Consider the following 23,501-nt stretch of genomic DNA (forward strand, 5'->3'; position numbering starts at 1 on the left):
TTGCCGTCCTTTCGCTCAAACCTGCGATACCTTGGCCGTGGTGGCAGCCGAAGGCGTACTATTGGCGCGAGTCTAGAGCTGGCAAGGCGGTTGTCCTATGCCGAAACTGTTCAACGGCACTGGTGTTTTTTGCCATTTCGAATGATGGGGAGCGTTGCGTTCAGATGCGGGAAAAGGACTCGGTGGCCGCCTACTTCGTGCAGGCAATGATCCACGGGCTGGGAGACGATCCGCAGCGAGTGCGAGCGGTGCTGGAACAGGCCGGCATTGATCCGGCGCTGATGCAAGAGCCGACGTCGCGGGTGCCGGCCAATGCTTTTGCGGCGTTGTGGCTGATTCAGATCCGCGAACTGAATGACGAGTTCTTCGGGCTCGATTCCCATGGCATGCCGCCGGGCGCTTTCGCCCTGATTTGCCGCGCCTTGATTCAGGAGCCCGACCTGCACAAGGCCATGCGTCAGTGCCTGGCCAACTTCGCCCTGTTCCTCCACGATTTTCGCGGCGAGCTGTCCGTGCGCGGCAAGCGGGCCTTCATCAGCCTGGACAGCCAGGCGGCAAATGATGAGGTCAGCCGTTTCGGCGAAGAGACGTTCCTGGTGTTGATGATCAGCCTGTTGTGCTGGCTGGGCGGTCGGCGCATACCCATTGACCGCGCGGATTTCCGCCACGAGCGGGTGTCCCTCAGTGACGATCGCTTGCTCTGGGGGCCGAACCTGACGTTCGGCGCCGAACGCACCGAAATCGAATTCGCCAGCCACTACCTGCGCCTGCCGGTGGTGCAGGACCTGGCCTCGCTGAAAGTATTCCTGCGCACCGCGCCGCAGTGGCTGGTGATTCGCTTCCGCAACCAGCACGGCCTGGCGTCACAGGTGCATCAGCGCCTGCGCAACAGCCATTACAGCCACTGGCCGACCCTGCAGGCCTTCGCCCTCGAACAGCACCTGAGCCCCAGCACCTTCCGCCGCAAGCTGGAACGTGAAGGCTGTTCCTATCAGGAGATCAAGGACGAAGTGCGCCGTGCGGTGGCCTTCGAGCAATTGCGCCAGAGCCGGGCGAGCATCAGCGACATCGCCGAGCAACTGGGATTTCAGGAACCGAGTGCATTTCATCGCGCGTTCAAGAAGTGGACGGGGGAGAGTCCGGGACGGTATCGGGCAAGGTTTCAGGAGTAGTTGGTGTGGGCCTTCGATTAAGTCTTTGTAGGAGCTTTCCATGATTTTTGCCGGCAATTTCCGAACCTTCAATCTCGAAATTTCTTGTGACGACAGGGGCTTTGCAACGGGTGGAATGAGTCGGCGAAGTGAGGTATTTCTTTGCGTCGCATCGGAGCTTTCAATGGATTGAAAACTTGCATGGATGATTTGATCAAGGAAGTGATTCCGCTACTCCAGTATTTGATTCCGGGATTCTTGGCCGCCTGGATCTTTTATTCACTGACAGCCTTCAAGCGGCCGGACACTTTTGGACAAATAGTTCAGGCGCTGATCTTTACCTTCGTGATCCAGTCGCTGGTCGTTGGGTTGGGAGCGTTGCTGTTGGTTACAGGTGAACGGTTCTTTTCAGTCGGCATGTGAGGCAGAAAATCAGAGACCTTGTGGTCAGCGGTGATTGCGGTGCTGATGGGTTTTCTTTCCTGCCACATTGCCAGTAGCGACAAGCTTCACGCTCTGCTGCGCAAGCTGAACATCACCCGGCAATCTTCATATCCTTGCGAGTGGTACAGTGCTTTTTCAACGCGGCAAAGACATGTCGTGCTGCACTTGGTCATGGCAAACGCCTGTTTGGCTGGCCGATAGAATGGCCGGCGGAGCCTGCAAGAGGGCAGTTCGTTCTTGAGTACCCTCACTGGATTGAAGATGCAAACCAGAGATTTCACACCGGGGCCGAAGTGATTGTTATCGATGTTTCAAAAGTACAATGGGTCGAACTCCTGAAAACATAGGATGAACATATGACAAGCAGAGCACCGCAAGAAATGCCGCCCGAATTGAGGCGGCTAATGGAGGACTGGATTAACGGCGGCCCTCCTCCCCCGGGGCAGGTGATTCCACTCGGCCCCCCACCTTCAAGAAAAGAGTCTGAGAGACCGCGTCGGCGCAACAGATAATATGCCCGCGGTCCTTACCCGCTTCTCCTCATTACTCGACCAGTCCCGGCGCGCCTTGCTGCTGGTCTGGGGCACTTCGCGCGGCCTGTTCCTTGGCCTGGTGCTGGCGACGCTGATCGCCGGGGTGCTGCCGGCGTTGGCGGCGTGGCTGGGGCAGCGCATTGTCGATGCCGTGGTATTTGCCATGCAGTTGCACGCGCAGCAGGGCAGTGCGCCGTTGTGGCCAGTGCTTCGCTATGTGCTGTTGGAAGCCGGGGTGCTGGCGTTGCTGTCCGCCACCCAGCGTGCGCTGTCTGTGCAGCAGTCGCTGTTGCGCGTGCAGTTGGGGCAGAAGGTCAACACGATGATTCTGGAAAAGGCCCAGACGCTGTCGCTGGTGCAATTCGAGAATTCCGAGTTCTACGACAAGCTTGTGCGGGTAAGGCGCGAGGCTTCGACCCGGCCGTTGGCGCTGGTGATGAAGTCGCTGGGGTTGATCCAGAACCTGATCGTGTTGATCAGCTTCGGTGTGTTGCTCGTGCACTTCTCGCCGTGGGCGCTGGTGCTGTTGGTGGTCGGCGCGTTGCCGGTGTTTTTTGCCGAGGCGCATTTTTCCGGCGATGCCTTTCGCTTGTTCACCCGCCGCGCACCGGAAAGCCGACAGCAGACGTACATCGAGACGTTGCTGTCCCATGAGGCCTACATCAAGGAGGTCAAGCTGTTCGGTTTCGCGCCGCTGCTGTTGCGGCGTTACCGCGAGACGTTCGCCCGGCTCTATGCCGAGGACCGGCGGCTGACCCTGCGCCGCGACGGCTGGGGTTTCGTGCTGGGTCTGCTCGGCACCGGGGCGTTTTACCTGGCCTATGCCTGGGTGGTGGTCGATGCGGTTCACGGCAATATCAGCCTTGGGCAGATGACCATGTACCTGGTGCTGTTCAAGCAGGGACAGTCAGCGGTGAGCAGCAGCCTGAGCGCCATCAGTGGCCTTTATGAAGATGGACTCTACCTGTCCAGTCTTTATGAATACCTGGCTGAGCCGGTGGTGGTCGATACCGGGCATCTCACCGTCGGTGCAGTGCCTGGCGACGGCTTGCGTTTCGAGAACGTCGGTTTCCGTTATCCGGGCGCCCGTCATGCTGCGCTGGAAGGCATCGATCTGCACCTTGTACCGGGGCACAGTGTGGCGCTGGTGGGGGAGAACGGTTCGGGCAAGACCACGCTGATCAAGCTGCTGACCCGTTTGTACCGTCCTGATCAGGGGCGAATTCTGCTGGACGGCAGCGACTTGCAGGATTGGGAAGAGGACGCACTGCGTCGGCGCATCGGCGTGATTTTCCAGGATTACATCCGCTACCAGTTCTCCGTCGGCGAGAACATCGGCGTGGGCGATACCCTGGCGTTCAACGATGAGCAGCGCTGGCACGAAGCCGCCGCCGAAGGCATGGCTGCGCCCTTCATCGAGCGTCTGGATCGCGGTTATGCCACGCAATTGGGGCGCTGGTTTGCCGGGGGGCAGGAACTGTCCGGCGGGCAATGGCAGAAGATCGCGTTGTCCCGTGCCTACATGCGTCGCGATGCCGATATCCTGATTCTCGACGAGCCGACGTCGGCCCTTGACCCGGCAGCGGAAGCGGCGGTATTCGAGCATTTCAGCCGGCACACCCAGGACCGCATGACCCTGCTGATCTCCCACCGTTTTTCCAGTGTGCGTAACGCCGATCACATCATCGTGCTCGACCAGGGCAGGATTCTTGAGCACGGCGATCACCACAGCCTGGTCGCGGCAGGCGGGCGCTATGCGCAGTTGTTCGACTTGCAGGCGCGGGGTTATCGATAACGATCAGGAGTCCTGCGCACCCCTTGAAACCGTCGGCCCGGCGATCTGCGATTTGGCTTTCATCAAGCCGTCGAGCGCCTGGCGATATTGGCTGCCACCCAGGCTCATGCTGTTGTTATGCGTGCCACCGGGTACCAGCAGCAGGCGCTTGGGCTCATTGGCGGCATTGAACAATTGCTGGCTGAAGCGCGGGGGCATGAACGCATCGGCTTGACCGTGAACCACCAGCAGCGGCATGTCGATATCGACGATCTTGTCGATCGAGTCGAACTTCTGCGACAGCAGCCAGCGCACCGGCAGCCAGTTGACGGGCAGGTTGTTGCCGGCCACTTCCGCCACGGCATCGCCCAGTGTGGTGAAGGTGGACTCGATCACCAGACCGCGCACCGGCACCGCGACATGATCTTTTTTTGCCTGCGCGGCCAGGTCTGCCGCCAGGTCGACGGCCACCGCACCGCCAAGGGAATGGCCGTAGATCAGGCGTTTGCCGGGATCAGGTTGCATCGCCGTAAAGCGCTCCCAGGCAGCCCGGGCGTCTTCGTAGACGCTGGCTTCCGACGGCAGGTCGCCGTTGCTCTGGCCGAACCCCCGGTAGTCGATGGCCAGCACCGAATAGCCCATGGCGCGCAGTTGCTCGATGCGGAACGCCTGGCCGGTGAGGTTCCAGCGCACACCGTGCAGGTAGAGGATCGACGGCGCATCGCGGCGTGCCGCCGGCCACCACCAGGCATGCAGGTTTTGCCCGGCCTTGAAATTGGCGGGTTTGATGTCGAACGCCTGAACATCCCCCGGCAAACCGCGATACCAGCTCGCCGTGCCCGGTTCGATGCGGAACAGTAACTCGCGCTCCTTGTACTTGAGCGCGCCGCAACTCACCGGCAGGCCGACGACCAGCGCAGCCATGCACAGCAGCGGCAGCCAGCGTCGGCGAAGTCGAGTGAGGAGGGCAATGGGCATCGGATGTTCCATTGGCACAGACATGAAGTCCGCGTTTTAACAGATGCGTGCGCAGGGCGGGAAAAATTTCGACCTGTGGGAGCGAGCCTGCTCGCGAAGGCGTCTACACATCCGATATCTATTTGTCAGACATTCCGCTTTCGCGAGCAGGCTCGCTCCCACAGGCGGGTAGTGTTGTTTCTGCGGATCACTCCACCCGCAACACAATCTTGCCAACATGATCGCCCGCTTCCATCCGCGCATGAGCCAGCGCCGCCTCGTCGAGCCTGTAAACCTTGTCGATCATTGGCAGGCAGCGACCGGCCGCCAGCACCGGCCATACGTGTTCATGCAACTGCTGTGCGATCACGGCCTTTTCTTCCCGGGTACGTGAACGCAATAGCGAACCGGTGACCGTGGCGCGTTTGGCCATGATTGCCAACAGGTCGACATCCTTGGCAATTGCGCCGCCGAGGAAACCCAGCATCACCAGCCGTCCTTCGAGGGCCAGGGCCGCTACGTTACTGTTCAGGTACGAACCGCCCATGATGTCGAGTACCACATGGACGCCCTGGCCAGCGGTTTTTTCGGCGATGACACGGGCGAAATCCTGCTCGCGATAATTGATCGCTTCGGCACCCAGATCGCGAATCACGGCACACTTTTCTTCACTGCCCGCCGTGGCGAAGGCCTCGATGCCGAACTCGCGGCAGAGCATCAGTGCGGTGGTGCCGATGCCACTGGTGCCGCCATGGATCAAGGCCCGTTGACCCTTTCGGGCGCCGCCCATCTCGAACAGGTTGGCCCACACGGTGAAAAACGTTTCCGGAACTGCCGCCGCGTGTTCCCAGTCCAGGCCCTCGGGGATAGGCAGTGTCTGGCTGGCCGGGACCACGCAATACTGTGCATAGCCGCCGCCGTTGGTCAGCGCACAGACCTTATCACCGACCTTGAACTCGTTGGCGCCAGCGCCGACAGCGACCACTTCACCGGCCACTTCCAGTCCCGGGATCGGGTTCATGCCGGGTTTCATCGGGTACTTGCCGGCGCGCTGAATCACGTCAGGACGATTCACTCCGGCGGCACGCACGCGGATCAGTACTTCACCGGCGCCGGCCGTGGGTACCGGTACCTGGCGTGGTTGCAAGACTTCGGGACCACCGGGTTGGGTGATCTCGATCAGGGTCATGGTTTGAGGGAGGGACATGTTCGATACCTCTAGTGAAAAAATCAGTTCAGTACACCGATCCAGTGTGGGAGCGAGCCTGCTCGCGAAAGCTGTGTGTCGGGCGATTACTCTGTTCAATGTGCCGACGTCTTCGCGAGCAGGCTCGCTCCCACATGGGAGGGGGGCATGAAGCGAACAGCCAACTCCAACAGTAACGCCACGACAATCGCCCCCGCCGCTATCACGAACATCAACTCATGGCGTCCACCACTGGCATTGAACAGCGCCGAGTACGCAAACCCGGAGATCGCCTGAAAGGTGGCGAACGACACGGTGGCGCGACTCCAGGCGATCTGTTGTTGATGATGCTCGGGGACCAGTTCGTGAACCCGGGCCAGCGCCAGTGGCACGATGCCCGGCGGAAACGAGCCGATGATCACTGCCAGCAAGGCCAGCGCCGCGAAAGAGCTGGAAACCGATAGCAGGCCAACTGCAATCGCCTGCACCGCCAGCACCAGTCGGATGCCTGGTTTTGCCCCCAATCGATCGGCCAGAAAACCGTAGCTCACCGGTCCGACAATCGCGCCCAGGCCGTACATCACCCAGATCAGCGCGCCGACGTGTTGCCCTGCACCGAGCCCGCGAACCACGTAATCCACCAGAAACACCATGGCCGGCACCAGCCCGGCCGCCATGAACGCGTATTGGGCAAACAGCAGGTAGACACTCGGGTTGATCGTTGCTGGCGCGGACTTGGCGGGCATTACGGCTGTTGCATGGGACGCGGCGGGCGGCCAGGCGAACCAGCTGGCTGCAGTCAGAGCCAGCGCCAGCACGCCCAGGCCTAGCCAGGTTTGCTGCAAGCCAAGGCTCAGCAGCGGCGGCACGATTGTCCCCGATCCGGCAATGCCCAGGCCAAGACCGAGAAAGATCGCGCCACTGGCCAGGCCTTTGCGCGCGGCTGGCACATGGGGCAGCACCGTTGCCGCCACCAGCACCATGATCGCGCCACCGGCGATGCCGGACAGCAAGCGCCAACCGAAAAACCAGTTCACCGACAACGGAAAGGCGCAGGCAAAAAACGCCAGGGTCACCGCCAGCATCATCAGCCGAAGGGCGGTTTTGTTGGACGTACGTCGAGCCAGAGGATGACCGATCAGCGCACCGATCAGGTAACCCACCAGGTTGGCGGCACCGAGGAACACCACGTCGCTGGCGGAGAACCAGTGGGCTTCGATCAGCGAGGGAATCAGCGGTGTGTAGGCAAACCGCGCCAGGCCGATACTGACCAGGCTGGCGCAGAGGCCGGCGAAGATCGCCAGCCAGATCGCGCTACGTGTTGTGTCGGAGGGAGCTGGTGAGCTGGGCATGAACCTTGTCCTGTGAGTGTTCTCTGGCGTCCAGCATAACGAGGTTGTTTGATGCAATAATGCTGCGATTTCACTTTGTAGTGATGCAGTAATGCATCGCATGGAGAGCGCCATGAACTGGGATGACGCACGGGTATTTCTCGCGGTCTGCCGCGAATCGACACTTCGGGGCGCCGCGCGGGTGTTGGGGGTGGACCAGGCCACGGTCGGCCGGCGGATCGCTGCGCTGGAAAAATCATTGAGCGCGACCCTGTTTCTGCGTACTTCCGAAGGTTATGCGCTGACCGCCGTGGGCGAAGCGGCGATGCGTGCCGTGGAGAAAATGGAGCATTCGGCGCTGGAGCTGGAGCGGCGGATTCAGGGCCTTGACGATCGCTTGACCGGTATCGTGCGGGTCACCACGACGGACTCCCTGGCGATCGATTTTCTGATTCCGGCCATTGCCCGTTTGCATCAACATCACCCTGATGTGCGGGTGCAACTGGACGCCTCGACGCAAATCCTCAGTCTGGCCAAGCGCGAGGCCGACATCGCGGTGCGCAATACCCGACCGGATAACCCGGACCTGATCGCCCGGCGAATCGCCCGGTGGCCGGTGGGCCTGTTCGCCTCGCAAGACTATGTGGACGCCCACGGCATTCCGGAGCCGGGATCGGCATTCGAAGGGCATGATCTGGTGGTGTATCAGCCGTATTTGCAGGGCAGCAAGGACATGACGCTGGTCAGTGAGCCGCTGGGGCGTGGGCGGATCGTTTCGAGCCTGAGTTCCAGCCTGTTGGTGCGTCGATCCATCGCTGCAGGGATCGGGATAGGGGAGATTCCGGTGTACGTGGGGGAGAAGGATGGACTGGTCAGGCTGTGGCCGGAACGCTCCCGACCAATTCCCTATGACGTGTGGCTGGTGACCCACGCCGACCTGCGACACACCGCCAGGGTACGGGCGGTGATCGATGAGATAGTCGAGCAGTTTGCATCTTCCAGCGAACATACCTTGTAGCTCTGTGGGCAATCCCCCTTGTGGGAGCGAGCCTGCTCGCGAAGACATTGGCACATTCACCATTGATGTGACTGATACACCGCCTTCGCGAGCAGGCTCGCTCCCACAAGAGTTTGTAGGAGCGCTCCTATGGTCAAGGCATTTCAGGCAATTCCTGCGGCCGCAGATCAAACACCAGCACCTCGGCATCCACGCCGTTGCTCAAGGTCAGCACCTGTTCTTCGCGAACCCGCACACCGTCGCCTTCCTGCAAGCGCAGGCCGTTGAGTTCGACACTGCCGCGCGCCACATGCACGTAGGCGTAGCGATGGGCGGCCAGTTCCAGGGTGGCACTCTCCTGGCCGTCGATCAGGCCGGCATACACCCGGGCATCCTGACGCACCTTCAGCGAACCCTTGTCCCCGTCGGGGGAGATGATCAATTGCAGGCGGCCGCGTTTCTTCTGCGTGCTGAAGTGTTCTTGCTGATAGCGCGGTTTGGCGCCGCTTACATCCGGCACGATCCAGATTTGCAGGAAGTGCACCGCACGCTTGTCCGAGTGGTTGTATTCGCTGTGCGCCACGCCACTGCCGGCGCTCATCAATTGCACGTCGCCAGGGCGGATCACCGAGCCGGTGCCCAGGGTGTCCTTGTGTTCCAGTGCGCCGTCGAGCACATAGGAGAAAATTTCCATGTCGCGGTGCGGATGCTGGCCGAAGCCTTTACCGGCGGCGACGCGGTCATCGTTGATCACCAACAGATCGGAAAAACCCTGTTCTTTCGGGTTGCGATAGTTGGCGAAAGAGAAGGTATGGAACGACTTCAACCAGCCATGGTTGGCCATGCCACGATCAGAAGCTTTGCGAAGGGTCAGCATGATGGAATCTCCTGTGGGGACGTTGATTCGTCCGAGTGAGGAGAAGGTTAATGGTTACCCAGTGGTGCAAAAAGTAGATGAAAATTGAAATACTGTCTCATTCAGGTTGACAGTAATGTTGACGACGCTGAATCCGTACTTCGCCATAATGCACAGTAATGCCGGGCGGGACCCTGTGGGAGCGAGCCTGCTCGCGAAAGCGGTCTGACCCTCACCTCTATGTTGAATATGAAACCGTATTCGCGAGCAGGCTCGCTCCCACAAGGGATAGTCTCCAGTGGCTTGATACTCCTAAGTGATTTGAACCCATGAAAACCGTGGCAATGGTGCTGTTCCCCAACTTTCTCCTGCTCGACATGGCCGGGCCCATGGATGTTTTTTCCATTGCCAATCGGTACCTCAAACCCGACGACCACTACGTGCTGACGACCATCGGCACCGAACCCGGTGCGCTGCGGGCGTCCAATGGCGTGAGGGTGCTCGCCGATCTGACTATCGATCAGGCCTGTGACGGATTTGATCTGCTGCTGGTGCCCGGAGGCCCCGGTGCCTACAACGAAAAACATCCGCGATTGCTCGACTGGCTCAAGCACAACGTCAGTCGCTCAAAGGATTACGGATCCATCTGCACCGGGGTGTTTGTGCTGGGCCATGCCGGGTTGATCGACGGCTATCGCGTGACCACCCACTGGCACTACACCGAGCGCTTGATTCAGGCTTTCCCCAAGACCACCGTCGAGACCGATCGGATTTTCGTCCAGGATCGCAATCTCGTGACGTCCGGTGGCGTCACCGCCGGCATTGACCTGGCGCTGGCAGTGGTTGCCGACGACCATGGCAAGAAACTCGCACAGGATGTGGCCAAGGTGTTGTTGGTGGTGATGAAACGCCAGGGTGGCCAGGCGCAGTTCAGCCCGTTGATGGCGGCGGTGGCGCCCCAGGAAACGGCGATCACCCGGTTGCAGAACCATGTACTCGAGCATCTCGACGAAACCTTCAGCATCGAACGCATGGCCGGCCTGGCCGCCATGAGCCCGCGTCACTTCGCCAGGGTGTTCGCCCGGGAAGTGGGCATGACGCCCATGGAGTTTCTGCAAAGTGCGCGGATCGATTGCGCTCGCAACCTGCTCGAAACCACAGAGTTGCCACTCAAGACCGTGGCCTTCAAAAGCGGCTTCGGCAGCGTGCGGCACATGCGGTTTCTGTTCGGTGAGAAGCTCGGTCTGACCCCGACCCAGTACCGCGAGCAATTCAGCTGACGTTTTTGGCCGTGATGCGCACCGTAATGGCCGTGACGCTCCCCCCGTGACGGTTGTACGGTCGCCGAGGCCTGCCAAGATAGCCTTGAACTCATAGCAAGGAAGGTACCGTCCGGATGTGTGCCGGGCAGGCTCCCTGCGGGTGAAGGTCAATGATTAGCCTTGGATACATAAATAGCGACACCGTGCTGCGCTTCGGCCCCTACGCGTTCCACCTTCATCAGCGATTGGTGCTGGAAGGCGATCAACCGCTGCGCCTGGGGGGACGGGCCCTGGATATCCTCCAGGTACTGGTCGAGCACGCAGGCTCGGTGGTCAGCAAGGACGAATTGATCGCCAAGGTCTGGCCGAGGTCGGTGGTCGAGGAAATCAATCTGCGGGTGCATATTGCCGCGCTGCGTCGAGCCTTTCGCGATGGCGAGGGCGGTCACTGCTACATCGTCAACATTCCCCAGCGCGGCTATAGCTTCGTCGCGCCGGTGCAACAGGCATCGGAGCTCATGCCGATCTCTTGCGCCCCTGCGCATAAACCCCAACACAACCTGCCCGCACGGCTGACGTCGATCACCGGCCGTGATGCGGTGGTCGGCAGTCTGGTCCGGCAGTTGCCGATACGGCGCTGCATGACCCTGGTCGGGCCCTGCGGTATCGGCAAGACCACGGTCGCCCTGCGCGTCGGCGAACTGCTGTTGCAGCACTATCGCGATGGCGTGTGGCGGGTGGACCTGGCGATGATCGATGATCCGGCGCAGGTGGAGGATCACCTGACGCGCACCCTGGCGCTGGAAACCGGCACCACCCTGGACGTGCTGAGGCAACGGCATGCGCTGTTGATCCTCGATAACTGCGAACACTTGCTGGAGCGCTGCCAGGCCCTGGTCGAAAGGCTGTTGGACTCGGCGCCGCGCCTGTCGATTCTGATCACCAGTCGTGAACCGCTGCTGGCCACTGGGGAAGCGTTATTGGCGCTGCCGCCGCTGGTGGTACCGCCGGTATCGGCGTTGCACAGTGTCGACGAAGTCATGGGCTATTCGGCTGCGCAGCTGTTCGTCAGCCGCGCACGTGCCCGTCAGCAAGGATTTTCCCTGCGCGAGCAGGACCTCAGGGCCGTGCGCGAAATCTGTCGACGGCTCGATGGGTTGCCCCTGGCGATAGAACTGGCGGCGGCGCAGATCGATGCGCTGGCGCTGGTGGGCTTGCAGGCGCAACTGGATAACTGCTTTCAACTGTTGACCCAAGGCCGGCGCACGGCAGTCCCCCGGCACCAGACTCTCAAGGCCGCCCTGGACTGGAGTTACGAACGGCTGAGCCCGGTGGAGCAAACCGTGTTGCAGCGCCTGGCGGTGTTCAAGTCGGCGTTCACCCCGGACGCGGCGATGGGCGTGGTCAGTTGCGCCACACTGCTGTCCGCCAACCTGAACAAGGTGCTGGAAAGCCTGGCGCTGAAGTCGCTGCTATCGCGCGACCAAGCCAGTGGCGTAACCCGTTACCGCTTTCTCAACACCACCCGCAGTTACGCCCTGGAAAAACTCGAACACAGTGGCGCCTTGCGCACCTTTGAAATGCGGTACGCCGACTACATCAGTCAGTCGCATCGACGGTCAGGCCGGCCGGTGGTCCTGCAACTCGCCGAGTAATCGGCGCACAGCAATCAGGTCTGGCGTGGCATGCCCTTCGGTGAAGCGCTGGTAGATCGGCGCTAACAGTTCATGTGCCTGCTGGTGGCGACCCTGACGCTGCCAAAGCCGCGCCAGCGAAGTGGCGCTGCGCAGTTCCCAGGCCAGGGCGCCTTGAGTGTTTGCTATGTCGAGCGCCTTGAGCAGCAGGGGTTCGGCGTCACGGTTTTTCACCGGGCAATCCGCTGCCAGCAGCGCATCGGCGCGGGCCCGCAGAATCTCCGCGGTACTCCAGCCCGCCGCGCCGCTGTTGGCGCGTTGCAGCAAGTCGTCATCGACGAAGCCGGTGTCCAGGGTCACCATGATTTCCTTGATCAATCCGACACCCGCCAGTCGCGGCGGGGGTTCGTCAGAACTGTCCATGACCTGCGCATAGTGTTGCGCAAAGGTGTAGAACGGCAGCACCGAGTGTTTGCGCGACTGTTCCAGCAGCAGGCCCAACAGTTCGCGGGAAGTGCGGGTGTCGCCGTTGTAGTGGGCGATCAGGCAACCCGAGAGCGCCAGGGTGTAGCAGATGGAGGTGCCATGGTTGATCTGCAGGGCAATGTTCAGCGCCTGTCGTGCCGTACGCCAGGCTTGATCCGGCAGACCCTGTATCCAGAGGACGCGCGCCAGAATGGTCAGGGCGGCGACGCTCTGGTCGTACTGCACGCCAAAGCCGTGGGTGAAGCGGTTGAGATGGCCGCTGTGGGCCATGCGCTGGAGCACCTCTTCGGCATTCAGCCGCGCCCGAGATTGATTTCCGGCAAAGTGCAGCGCCAACACTCGCAAGCGATGGGTGCTGAGAGACAACACAGGGTCGCCGGACACTCCCAAACGGTCGAATTGCTGACTCTGCTCCAGGGCCATCTGATAGTTACCGCAGAGGAGATTGACGGCCAGATACCCGGAAACGGCGCGCAGCTCTCCAACCACGTCATTGCACTGCCTGGCGAGGGTTCTGGCGGTGACGAAAGCGCCGATGGCTTCAGCGGTGCCGCCCTGGGCGTGGTAGCAGGCGCTGCCGAGGGCCAGCTTCAGGGCCATTTTCAGGTGCGGGCAGGGTTCAAGCGTCGCATCGAGCAAGGCCAGGGCCTTGCGCACATGGCCGCCATGCTCCCTGGGCAGCGACAGCTCTTGCCAAAGTGGTGCGGACACCGCGGTCAAGCGGATCGCCAGTGTCTGCGGTCCCCGGGCATCCAGGCCCCAATCGAGGGCCGCGCGGATATCTTCCAGGCCACGGGCGTACCGCTCGATCCACAGCGCTGTCGGAATCCGCTCCCACTCTTTGTGCGCCTGTTGCATCAAGACCAGGCAGCGTTCGGCATGGCGCTCGCGGGTGCCGGGCAGCTCGCTGGTCTGCTCGAGTTTTTCCAGGGCATAGCTGCGGGTGGTGTCGAGCAGGCGGTAGAACACCTCTTCGTCGCCGACGTCCACGCTCAGCAGCGACTTGGCCACCAGTTGCGTGATCGAGCCGAATACTTCGCGCGGTTCGATATGCCCGCCGACGATCACCGCCGCGGCCGACTCAAGGGTAAAGCCGCCGCGGAAGACACTCAGTCGGCGCAAGCAGGTCTGTTCGCAGGTGCTGAGCAGTTCGAAGCTCCAGTCCAGCGTGGCGCGCAGGGTCTGATGCCGGCCGAGCGTCGTGTTGCTGCTGTGGGTGAGCAGGCGAAAACTGTCCTGCAGTTGCGCCAGCAAGCCAGCGAGGCCGAGGCTGGCGACTTGCGCGGCCGCCAGTTCCAACGCCAGTGGTATGCCGTCGAGGCGTCGGCAGATGTCGATCAACAGCGGCAACTCGGCATCGCTCAGTTCGAAGCTGTCGTGACTGGCCATGGCCCGTTCGACGAACAATTGCAGCGCGGAAAAGCTCAAGGCCTGGGCACGGTCCAGCACGGCAATGGGCGGCGGGCAGTCCAGCGATTCCAGGCGCTGGACGAATTCGCCCTCGGCACGCAGGCCCTCGCGGCTGGTGGCGAGAATTTGCAGTTGCGGCGCGCCACACAGCAGGCTTTCACAGAGAAGCGCCACATGGTCGATCAGGTGCTCGCAGTTATCGATGACCAGCAGCATCTCCCGCTCGCGCAGGAACAGGGCGAGGCTGTTCAGTGGTTCGGTGTCGTGCAGGGACAGGCCCAACAACGCGGCCAGGTGACCGGCGATCATCAGCGGATCATTGATCGGCGCCAGGTCCAGCAGACGAATGCCGTCGCGGTACCGGCCGATCAGCTGTTCGGCGACGCGCAAGGCCACGGTGGTCTTGCCGATGCCACCGGGGCCGACCAGGGTGATGAAGCGCTGGCGCGGCAGTTGCGTCACCAGGTTGTCGACCAATACCTGGCGACCAATCAGGCGGGTACGGCGCAGGGGCAGGTTGTGTCCGCTCGATGGCGGACCTTCGCTGGCTGGCTGCTGCTCGACACGCTCAAGCGAGCAGGGTGCCACGAAACTGTAGCCACGCTGAGCCACGGTGACGATGTAGCGCTGGCCGGCCTGACCGTCGCCGAGGGCCTTGCGCAGGGCCGCCATATGCACCCGCAGGTTGATCTCTTCCACCACAGTGTCGGGCCAGACTTCGGCGAGCAGTTGTTGTTTGCTGACCACGTTCCCGGCGTGTTTGAGCAGGATCAACAGGATGTCCATGGCCCGTCGGCCCAGACGCAGCGGCTGGTCGGCCTCCAGTATCAGGCGCTGCCCGGGGTAGACCCTGTAAGGGCCGAAATGCACAGCTTGTACGAGGGAAAGGGGCAACGGCTAACTCCTGCTTGCATCCGTCTGAATCGCGGTTCTCAAGCATATTCTCAGGTTTTCTGATCCGCGCAATGTGCCGTTTGGATGACTGCGGGGTGCCTGTTGCGACTGCAGCGTTCCACGGACCTTAACGTACGCCCGTTTCTATTGGACGCGGCGCTGACAAACGGCTGGGCAACGCTGTTTGCGCGTCATGGAAAATTAACAACGTTTAACTCGTCCTGCGTCCGGTTTTCGCCCAAAACTCATCCCCTGCAGGAGCGAAGCTTGCTCGCGAAGGTGTGTCAGGCGACACCAATGTGTCTGATACACCTTCGCGAGCAAGCTTCGCTCCTACAGATATCAGGGATTCGACATATCGCAAGGACACCGGAATGAGCAACGTGGTGGTGGTCTATCACAGTGGCTACGGGCATACCCGCGTCATGGCCGAGGCCGTGGCCCAGGGTGTGGAGCGACACCCGGGCAGCACCTGTCGGCTGGTGTCCGTCGAAGACGTGGACCAATACTGGGACACTCTGCACCGCGCCGACGCGATCATTTTTGGCGCCCCGACCTACATCGGCAGCGCCTCGGCCGCCTTCAAGGGCTTCATGGAAGCCACGGCGCCGTTCTACCTGGCCCGGCCGTGGCGCGACAAGCTGGCGGCCGGCTTCACCAATTCCGGCTGCCTGTGCGGCGACAAGCTCAACACCCTGCTGCAGATGGCGGTATTCGCTGCCCAGCATTCGATGATCTGGGTTGGCCTCGACCTGCTGCCGGCGCGTTCCGGTAGCGGAGTGTTCGATGGGCAACTCAATCGCCTCGGCAGCTCGCTGGGCGCCATGGCCCAATCGAACGTCGAACAATCCCCCGAACAGGCGCCACCCGCCGAAGACCGTTGCACCGCCGCGCACTTGGGCGAGCGGGTGGCGCGGCTGGCCGACCGTTTCGGTCGCCAAGCTGATTGATTGACCTCAACCCTCACGTAAAGGAGCACGTCCCATGAGCACATTCACCACCCGCGACGGTACCGAGATTTATTTCAAGGACTGGGGCAGCGGTCAGCCCGTCGTCTTCAGCCACGGCTGGCCGCTGAATGCCGACAGCTGGGAATCGCAGATGATCTTCCTCGCCTCCCGGGGCTATCGGGTAATCGCCCACGACCGCCGTGGTCATGGCCGTTCCAGCCAGCCGTGGTTCGGCAACGACATGGACACCTATGCCGACGACCTTGCGCAACTGATCGAACACCTGGATCTACGGAATGCCGTGCTGTTCGGCTTCTCCACTGGTGGCGGCGAAGTGGCGCGCTACATCGGTCGCCACGGCACCGACCGCGTGGCCAAGGCCGGGCTGATTTCCGCGGTGCCGCCGCTGATGCTCAAGACCGACGCCAACCCCGGCGGCCTGCCCATCGAAGTGTTCGACGGTATTCGCCAGGCATCACTGGCCGACCGTTCGCAGCTGTACAAGGACCTCGCCAGCGGCCCGTTCTTCGGCTTCAACAAACCCGGCGCCAAGCCGTCCCAGGGCATGATCGACTGGTTCTGGATGCAGGGCATGACCGCCGGGCACAAAAACGCCTACGACTGCATCAAGGCGTTCTCGGAAACCGACTTCACCGAGGACCTGAAGACGTTCGACGTGCCGACCCTGGTGGTGCATGGCGACGCCGATCAGGTGGTGCCGATCGAAGCGGCGGGCATCGCTTCGGCAGGATTGGTGAAAGGTTCTACGCTGAAGATCTACCCCGGTGCGCCCCATGGCTTGACTGATACCCACAAGGATCAGCTCAACGCCGATCTGCTGGCGTTCCTCAAGGGTTGACCGACCCCGGCGCGGGCGTAGATCCGCGCCGGATTTAGCTCCTGATGAGTCGCTATCAATCGAGATGAAGTCCCATGAAAAAGCTGACCAACGCCACAGGCGCCCCGGTGGCCGACAACCTCAATATCCAGACCGCCGGCCCCCGTGGCCCGGCGCTGCTGCAAGACATCTGGTTGCTGGAGAAACTCGCCCATTTCGACCGTGAATTGATCCCGGAACGGCGCATGCACGCCAAGGGTTCGGGCGCCTACGGCACCTTCACCGTGACCAATGACATTACTCGTTACACAAAAGCCGATATTTTCAGCTCGGTGGGAAAAGAGACGCCGCTGTTCGTGCGTTTTTCCTCGGTGGCCGGTGAACGCGGCGCTGCCGATGCCGAGCGTGACATCCGTGGTTTCGCGGTGAAGTTCTATACCCAGGAAGGCAACTGGGACATCGTCGGCAACAACACCCCGGTGTTTTTCTTCCGCGATCCGCTGCGTTTTTCCGACCTCAACCACGTGGTCAAGCGCGACCCGCGCACCGGCCTGCGCAACGCCACCAGCAACTGGGATTTCTGGACCCTGCTGCCCGAGGCGCTGCATCAGGTGACCATCGTGATGAGCGACCGGGGGATTCCCACCAGTTTCCGTCACATGCACGGCTTCGGCAGCCACACCTTCAGCCTGATCGACCGCGACAACCAGCGGGTGTGGGTGAAGTTTCATTTTGTCTGCCAACAAGGCATTGAGAACCTGTCGGATGCCGAGGCTGCCGTGGTGGTCGGCAAGGACCGCGAAAGCAACCTGCGGGATCTGTACGAGAGCATCGAGCAGGGCCATTTTCCGCGCTGGAAGCTGTGCATCCAGGTGATGACCGAGGAGCAGGCCAACACCTACCGGCACAACCCGTTTGACTTGACCAAGGTCTGGCCGCACGGCGAGTTTCCGCTGATCGAAGTCGGCACCATGGAGCTCAATCGCAATGCCGAGAACCACTTTGCCGAAATCGAACAAGCGGCGTTTTCCCCGGCCAACGTGGTGCCCGGCGTCAGCTTCTCGCCGGACCGCATGCTCCAGGCGCGACTGTTTTCCTATGGCGACGCCCAGCGCTATCGCCTCGGGGTGAATTTCAACCACATCCCGGTCAACGCGCCGCGCTGCCCGCATCACAGCTACCACCGCGACGGCGCCATGCGCACCGACGGCAACCTGGGCGGCACCGCCAGTTACTTCCCGAACAGCGTGGGTGAATGGGAGGATTCGAAGGAATTGTCCGAACCACCGCTGCCGCTGGAAGGCTTCGCCCGGCACTATGATCATCGGCTCGAAGAGGATCACTGGGAGCAACCGGGCAACCTGTTTCGCCTGATGGACCCGGCACGTCAGCAATTGCTGTTCGAGAACACGGCGCGGGCCATGAACGGTGTGCCGCAATTGATCCGCCAGCGGCATATCGACAACTGCACCAAGGCTGATCCGGCTTATGGTCGCGGGGTGGCCGAGGCACTGGAGCGGTTGGTTCCGTTGGGATAATGCGGACACCTTGATCCCTCTGTGGGAGCGAGCCTGCTCGCGAAGGCTGAGCATCAGTCAATACATGTGTCGACTGATACATCGCTTTCGCGAGCAGGCTCGCTCCCACAGAGGGGATTCGCCATCCTGGCCTACGGGGTAGCGTGGCGAACGGAACGCACCGTCCGGCAACGCCAGGCAAACGGATTGATCCCTTCGCTGCGGGTAAACATATGGCAGAAGTGCGCCTGATCGCAGAAGCCGCACTCCAGGCTGATTTGCGTAAGGCTGAGGTCGGTGTGCTGGATCAGCAGCTTGGCGCGGGCAATACGTTGCTGGCGAATCCACTCCTGGGGCGAGTGGCCGGTGCTGCATTTGAACGCGCGGGAGAAATGACTGCGCGACAACGAACAGGCCTGGGCCAGCTCGGTCACTTCCAGTGGGTCACCCAGGCGTTCGAGGATCAGTTGTTTGATCAGCCGTTCGCGCTGCGGACTGAGGCCGCCGGCGCTTTTTCTTTGTGTTTCAGTGACTGTCGCGCGGGCAGTGTTTTGCTGGAAATGAGCCATGGCGAATGTCCTGGTCGGTAGGCTCAATTTTTGAACCCGAAGGCTCTGGCCCGCGAGTTAATCGTTGTTAATTCCTCATTCCCTGCGGGAAGTCTTGCGTAAAGTCAGACACAATCGTCACTCTCGTGCCTGGCTCAATACACAAGGAACCCGTGCCTATGAATCGAAACGATCTGCGTCGCGTCGACATGAACCTGCTGGTGATTTTCGAAGCGCTGATGTTCGAAAAGAACCTGACCCGTGTGGCGGAAAAACTGTTCATGGGGCAGCCGGCGGTGAGTGCCGCCCTCGGTCGGTTGCGCGATCTGTTCGATGATCCGCTGCTGTTGCGCAACGGTCGCGGCATGGAGCCGACAGGGCGGGCGCTGGCGATCCTCAAGGAACTGCAACCGGCGATGGACACCATCTCCGGCGCGGTCAGCCGGGCCAAGGAGTTCGATCCGGCGACCAGTTGCGACGTGTTTCGCATCGGGCTGTCGGACGATGCCGAGTTCGGTCTGTTTCCGCCGCTGTTGCGCCAGTTGCAGGAAGAGGCACCGGGCATCGTCGTCGTGGTGCGTCGCGCCAATTATCTGCTGATGCCGGCCTTGCTGGCCTCCGGGGAAATCTCCGTGGGCGTCAGTTACACCCAGGAGTTGCCGGCCAATGCCAAGCGCAAGAAACTGCGCGACATCCCCTGCAAAGTGCTGCGTGGCGACACCCGGCCGGGGCCGCTGACCCTCGACGAATACTGCGCGCGACCTCATGCGATGGTGTCGTTTTCCGGTGACCTGAGCGGCAATATCGACCTGGACCTGGCCAAGGTCGGACGGTGTCGCAAGGTGGTGCTGGGCGTGCCGCAGTTCAGTGGTTTGCGCGCGTTGCTGGCCGGAACCGAGATGATTGCCACCGTGCCGGATTATGCGGCGTGCGCGTTGGTGGAGGGCTGTGGTTTGCGTGCCGAGGATCCGCCGTTCGAAATTGAGGCAGCGCAATTGTCGATGGCCTGGAGCGGGGTGCATGACAATGATCCGGCGGAGCGCTGGTTGCGTTCGCGGATCAGTCAGTTCATGTCGGCGTCGTTGGAGATTGCCTGACTCTTGAGGATGTACCCGATCCTCTTGTGGGAGCGAGCCTGCTCGCGAAAGCGGCCTGACAGCCGCCCCATCCCTCCCGGATGTACCCGAACCCACTGTGGGAGCGAGCCTGCTCGCGAAAGCGGTCTGTCATCCAACTCTTTTTTGCCTGAAAGGCCGCCTTCGCGAGCAGGCTCGCTCCCACAGTGGTTTCGTGTTGATTTTCAGATCCACGCACTCTCGCAAAAAGAGCACGTACATCCAATTTTTTCCTTCCCCGCCCCGGCATGATCCACCCATTCCCAACCCAGTTTCGCCGGAGCCCGTTCGTCATGCCTGTAGCCCATTCCCAGAGCAAGCCAGCACCGGGGTCCGATGAGATTGTCACGCTGATCGTCAAGCATCGGATCAAGGCCGGTCATGAAGCCGCTTATGAAACCTGGTTGCGGCGCATCGTCGGCATTGCCGGGCAGAGTGAAGGGCATTTGGGTGTCGATGTGATTCGCGGCCAGCACGGCGGCTTGCAGATGTTCACCTGTGTGCTGCGCTTCTGTTCCACCGAAGCCATGCAACGCTGGCTCGATTCGCCGCAGCGCCAGGCACTGGTCGACGAAGCTGCGCCGATGCTGGCCGACGGCGACCAGACCGAGGTCAATCCGCTCAACGAATTCTGGTTTACCCCGCTGGCCGATGCCGCGTCGCCACCGCCGCGCTGGAAGCAGGCGGTGGTGACGCTGCTGGTGATCCTGCCGCACACCTTGCTCGTGCCGCTGCTCTGGGGGCCGTTGTTGCAGCTCAACGCCTTCCTTTCCAGCTACGTGGTCGCGACCTTCCTGATCACCCTGACCATCGTGCTGTCGGTGGTGTACGTCTTCATGCCGCTCGCCACGCGCCTGTTCGCTCGGTGGCTGGAAGCCGGCCAGTCCCATTCCGCTTAGCCCTATACAAACATGCCTTAAGGAAACGCGATGAACGCCGATCTGATTTTGTTCAATGGCCAGTTTCATACCGTTGACCGTGAAAAGCCCTTCGCCAGTGCCGTGGCCATCAGCGATGGTCGTTTCGTCGCCGTTGGCAGCGATGCCGAGGCCATGGCCTTGCGCGGCTCGGGCACGCAGGTGATCGACCTCAAGGGCCGTTGCGTGATTCCCGGCCTCAACGACTCGCACCTGCACCTGATCCGTGGCGGCTTGAACTACAACCTTGAGCTGCGTTGGGAAGGTGTGCCGTCCCTGGCCGATGCGCTGCGCATGCTCAAGGAACAGGCTGATCGCACGCCGACGCCGCAATGGGTGCGGGTGGTCGGGGGCTGGAACGAGTTCCAGTTCGCCGAAAAGCGCATGCCAACCCTCGAAGAGCTCAATCAGGCCGCGCCGGACACCCCGGTGTTCGTCCTGCATTTGTACGACCGCGCCTTGCTCAACCGGGCCGCCTTGCGCGTGGCCGGTTATACCCGTGACACACCGAATCCGCCAGGTGGCGAAATCGTCCGCGATGCCAATGGCAACCCTACCGGCATGCTGGTGGCGCGACCCAACGCGATGATTCTCTACTCGACCCTGGCCAAGGGGCCGAAGCTGCCGCTGGAGTATCAAGTCAACTCGACGCGTCAGTTCATGCGCGAACTCAATCGCCTGGGGCTGACCAGCGCCATTGATGCCGGGGGTGGTTTCCAGAATTATCCGGACGATTACCAGGTGATCGAGCAGTTGGCCAAGGACCAGCAGTTGACCATTCGCATCGCCTACAACCTGTTCACCCAGAAACCCAAGGAAGAGCTGACGGATTTCCAGAACTGGACCGGCAGCGTCAAGTTGCATCAGGGCGATGACTACCTGCGACACAACGGCGCCGGAGAGATGCTGGTGTTCTCGGCGGCGGATTTCGAGGACTTCCTCGAACCACGCCCGGACCTGCCGCAAAGCATGGAAGACGAACTGGAGCCGGTGGTGCGCCATCTGGTCGAGCAGCGCTGGCCGTTCCGTTTGCACGCCACCTACGACGAGTCCATCAGCCGCATGCTCGACGTGTTCGAGAAGGTCAACCGCGACATTCCGTTCAATGGCTTGCCGTGGTTTTTCGATCACGCCGAAACCATCACTCCCCGGAACATCGAGCGGGTGAGGGCGCTAGGCGGCGGCATCGCGATTCAGGATCGCATGGCGTTTCAGGGCGAGTATTTCGTCGAGCGCTACGGCGCCAAGGCCGCCGAAGCCACGCCGCCGATCCAGCGCATGCTCGCCGAAGGCGTGCCGGTGGGTGCCGGCACCGATGCCACGCGAGTGTCGAGCTACAACCCGTGGACCTCGCTGTACTGGATGGTCAGCGGGCGCACCGTCGGCGGCATGGCATTGCACGCCGAAGGCCTGTCGCGGCAGACCGCGCTGGAACTGTTCACCCACGGCAGTGCCTGGTTCTCGTCCGAGCAGGGCAAGAAAGGCCAGATCAAGGTCGGGCAACTGGCGGACCTGGCCGCCTTGAGCGCGGATTTTTTCAGCGTCGACGAAGAAGCGATCAAGTGGATCGAGTCGGTACTGACCGTGGTCGGCGGCAAGGTGGTGTACGCCGCCGGCGATTTCGAGACGCTGGGACCTGCCAGCGTGCCGGTGCTGCCGGACTGGTCGCCGGTGGTGAAAGTCCCGGGTCACTGGCGGCCGAACTCGCCGTTGCAGGCGCAGGTTCACCAGTGCAGCGGGCCTTGCGCGGTGCACTCCCACAGCCACGAGCGGGCACGCCTGTCGAATGCGCCGGTCAGCGATTTTGCGGGTTTCTGGGGCGCCTTCGGCTGCTCGTGCTTTGCCTTCTGACGAACACCCAAAAGCGCCGGCCGCATGGACCGGCGCAGCAAGCAACAACCATCCACCAAGGAGTTTTTTCATGAGCAACGTTCCGTACTCACGCCTGAACAAAGACGATGCAGTGGTACTGCTGGTCGACCACCAGACCGGTCTGATTTCGCTGGTGCAGGATTTCTCGCCCAACGAATTCAAGAACAACGTGCTGGCACTGGGCGACATCGCCAAGTTCTTCAAACTGCCGACCATCCTCACCACCAGTTTCGACAAGGGGCCTAACGGTCCGATCGTACCGGAGCTCAAGGCGCAGTTCCCTGACGCACCGTTCATTGCGCGTCCTGGTCAGATCAACGCCTGGGACAACGAAGACTTCGTCAAAGCCGTCAAGGCCACCGGTCGCAAGCAACTGATCATCGCCGGTGTGGTGACTGACGTCTGCGTGGCATTCCCGACCCTGTCGGCCATTGCCGAAGGTTTTGAAGTGTTCGTGGTGACCGACGCTTCCGGCACCTTCAACACCACCGTGCAGCAAGCCGCCTGGGCGCGCATGTCGGCCGCCGGTGCACACCTGCTGAACTGGTTCTCGGTGGCCTGCGAGCTGCAAGGCGACTGGCGCAATGACATGGAAGGCCTGGCCAACCTGCTGTCCGAACGCCTGCCGAACTACCGCAACCTGATCAACAGCTACACCACGTTTACTGCCCAGTAAGCCCCCAACGCAATCCTTCGTGGGAGCGAGCCTGTGTGGCGAGGGAGCTTGCTCCCGTTCGGCTGCGAAGCAGTCCCAAAGCTTTTGGGGCCGCTACGCGACCCAACGGGAGCAAGCTCCCTCGCCACAACAGGCTCGCTCCCACATTGTTTT

The 23,501-nt window shown here is 61.6% G+C and carries 18 protein-coding genes and 1 pseudogene; 13 read left to right on the plus strand and 6 right to left on the minus strand.

Annotated features, from left to right (window positions below; genetic code table 11):
* The first annotated feature begins 164 nt into the window (after positions 1–164).
* The 3 genes and pseudogenes from CKW21_RS07785 to CKW21_RS07795 all read left to right on the plus strand — a co-directional run bounded on the left by CKW21_RS07785 (position 165) and on the right by CKW21_RS07795 (position 3,923).
* The gene (locus CKW21_RS07785) at positions 165–1,172 is read left to right on the plus strand and encodes an AraC family transcriptional regulator (protein ID WP_095193397.1); all 1,008 of its coding nucleotides are present in this window, start codon (positions 165–167) and stop codon (positions 1,170–1,172) included.
* A 180-nt stretch (positions 1,173–1,352) separates the two neighbouring features.
* Positions 1,353–1,942: pseudogene (locus CKW21_RS07790) on the plus strand (DUF6338 family protein).
* 166 nt (positions 1,943–2,108) lie between these two features.
* Complete coding sequence (locus CKW21_RS07795; RefSeq protein ID WP_095193398.1) at positions 2,109–3,923, plus strand: ABC transporter ATP-binding protein; 1,815 nt, start codon at positions 2,109–2,111, stop codon at positions 3,921–3,923.
* A 3-nt stretch (positions 3,924–3,926) separates the two neighbouring features.
* Here CKW21_RS07795 and CKW21_RS07800 read toward each other — a convergent pair whose 3' ends face one another.
* The 3 genes from CKW21_RS07800 to CKW21_RS07810 form a co-directional block, all read right to left on the minus strand.
* Positions 3,927–4,880 carry an alpha/beta hydrolase gene (locus CKW21_RS07800; RefSeq protein ID WP_095193399.1) on the minus strand — a complete coding sequence of 318 codons (954 nt, stop codon included), beginning with the start codon at positions 4,878–4,880 and terminating at the stop codon, positions 3,927–3,929.
* 187 nt (positions 4,881–5,067) lie between these two features.
* The gene (locus tag CKW21_RS07805; RefSeq protein WP_095193400.1) at positions 5,068–6,066 is read right to left on the minus strand and encodes an NAD(P)H-quinone oxidoreductase; all 999 of its coding nucleotides are present in this window, start codon (positions 6,064–6,066) and stop codon (positions 5,068–5,070) included.
* Positions 6,067–6,161: 95 nt separating this feature from the next.
* Positions 6,162–7,397: a YbfB/YjiJ family MFS transporter gene (locus CKW21_RS07810; protein ID WP_095193401.1), complete on the minus strand. Its 1,236-nt coding sequence runs from the start codon at positions 7,395–7,397 to the stop codon at positions 6,162–6,164.
* Positions 7,398–7,509: 112 nt separating this feature from the next.
* Here CKW21_RS07810 and CKW21_RS07815 point away from each other — a divergent pair, with 112 nt between their 5' ends.
* A complete protein-coding gene (locus tag CKW21_RS07815) occupies positions 7,510–8,394 on the plus strand; it encodes a LysR family transcriptional regulator (RefSeq protein WP_095193402.1) in 885 nt (294 codons plus the stop codon).
* A gap of 133 nt (positions 8,395–8,527) precedes the next feature.
* Here the strand turns inward: CKW21_RS07815 and CKW21_RS07820 are convergent, their stop codons facing one another.
* Entirely contained in the window at positions 8,528–9,250 is a 723-nt protein-coding gene (locus tag CKW21_RS07820) for a pirin family protein (protein WP_095193403.1), read from the minus strand.
* A 308-nt stretch (positions 9,251–9,558) separates the two neighbouring features.
* Between CKW21_RS07820 and CKW21_RS07825 the strand changes: the two genes are divergently transcribed.
* On the plus strand, positions 9,559–10,509 hold the full coding sequence (locus CKW21_RS07825; RefSeq protein WP_095193404.1) for a GlxA family transcriptional regulator: 951 nt from the start codon (positions 9,559–9,561) through the stop codon (positions 10,507–10,509).
* Positions 10,510–10,661: 152 nt separating this feature from the next.
* Positions 10,662–12,146, plus strand: coding sequence for a winged helix-turn-helix domain-containing protein (locus CKW21_RS07830; protein ID WP_095193405.1), 1,485 nt, complete (start codon positions 10,662–10,664; stop codon positions 12,144–12,146).
* On the opposite strand, the gene CKW21_RS07835 is transcribed toward CKW21_RS07830, so the two are convergent.
* Positions 12,111–14,915, minus strand: coding sequence for a winged helix-turn-helix domain-containing protein (locus CKW21_RS07835; RefSeq protein WP_095193406.1), 2,805 nt, complete (start codon positions 14,913–14,915; stop codon positions 12,111–12,113). The genes CKW21_RS07830 and CKW21_RS07835 overlap by 36 nt on opposite strands.
* A gap of 374 nt (positions 14,916–15,289) precedes the next feature.
* On the opposite strand from CKW21_RS07835, the gene CKW21_RS07840 reads away from it, so the two are divergent.
* The 3 genes from CKW21_RS07840 to CKW21_RS07850 all read left to right on the plus strand — a co-directional run bounded on the left by CKW21_RS07840 (position 15,290) and on the right by CKW21_RS07850 (position 18,241).
* A complete protein-coding gene (locus CKW21_RS07840; RefSeq protein ID WP_095193407.1) occupies positions 15,290–15,865 on the plus strand; it encodes a flavodoxin family protein in 576 nt (191 codons plus the stop codon).
* Positions 15,866–15,899: 34 nt separating this feature from the next.
* Positions 15,900–16,724, plus strand: coding sequence for an alpha/beta fold hydrolase (locus CKW21_RS07845; RefSeq protein ID WP_095193408.1), 825 nt, complete (start codon positions 15,900–15,902; stop codon positions 16,722–16,724).
* 74 nt (positions 16,725–16,798) lie between these two features.
* On the plus strand, positions 16,799–18,241 hold the full coding sequence (locus CKW21_RS07850) for a catalase (protein ID WP_095193409.1): 1,443 nt from the start codon (positions 16,799–16,801) through the stop codon (positions 18,239–18,241).
* Between the two features lie 131 nt (positions 18,242–18,372).
* On the opposite strand, the gene CKW21_RS07860 is transcribed toward CKW21_RS07850, so the two are convergent.
* Positions 18,373–18,789, minus strand: a complete 417-nt coding sequence (locus tag CKW21_RS07860; RefSeq protein ID WP_095193411.1) for a helix-turn-helix domain-containing protein — start codon at positions 18,787–18,789, stop codon at positions 18,373–18,375.
* A gap of 158 nt (positions 18,790–18,947) precedes the next feature.
* Here CKW21_RS07860 and CKW21_RS07865 point away from each other — a divergent pair, with 158 nt between their 5' ends.
* From CKW21_RS07865 to ycaC, 4 genes are all read left to right on the plus strand, one after another.
* Positions 18,948–19,865 (plus strand): LysR family transcriptional regulator, encoded by a 918-nt coding sequence (locus tag CKW21_RS07865; protein WP_095193412.1) that lies wholly within the window; start codon positions 18,948–18,950, stop codon positions 19,863–19,865.
* Between the two features lie 311 nt (positions 19,866–20,176).
* The gene (locus CKW21_RS07870) at positions 20,177–20,782 is read left to right on the plus strand and encodes an antibiotic biosynthesis monooxygenase (RefSeq protein WP_095193413.1); all 606 of its coding nucleotides are present in this window, start codon (positions 20,177–20,179) and stop codon (positions 20,780–20,782) included.
* A 30-nt stretch (positions 20,783–20,812) separates the two neighbouring features.
* The gene (locus CKW21_RS07875) at positions 20,813–22,651 is read left to right on the plus strand and encodes an amidohydrolase (protein ID WP_095193414.1); all 1,839 of its coding nucleotides are present in this window, start codon (positions 20,813–20,815) and stop codon (positions 22,649–22,651) included.
* Between the two features lie 70 nt (positions 22,652–22,721).
* Positions 22,722–23,348 carry an isochorismate family cysteine hydrolase YcaC gene (ycaC, locus tag CKW21_RS07880; RefSeq protein ID WP_095193415.1) on the plus strand — a complete coding sequence of 209 codons (627 nt, stop codon included), beginning with the start codon at positions 22,722–22,724 and terminating at the stop codon, positions 23,346–23,348.
* The last annotated feature ends 153 nt before the right edge of the window (positions 23,349–23,501 follow it).

The sequence above is a fragment of the Pseudomonas sp. Irchel 3A7 genome (assembly GCF_900187565.1).
Classification (GTDB): domain Bacteria; phylum Pseudomonadota; class Gammaproteobacteria; order Pseudomonadales; family Pseudomonadaceae; genus Aquipseudomonas.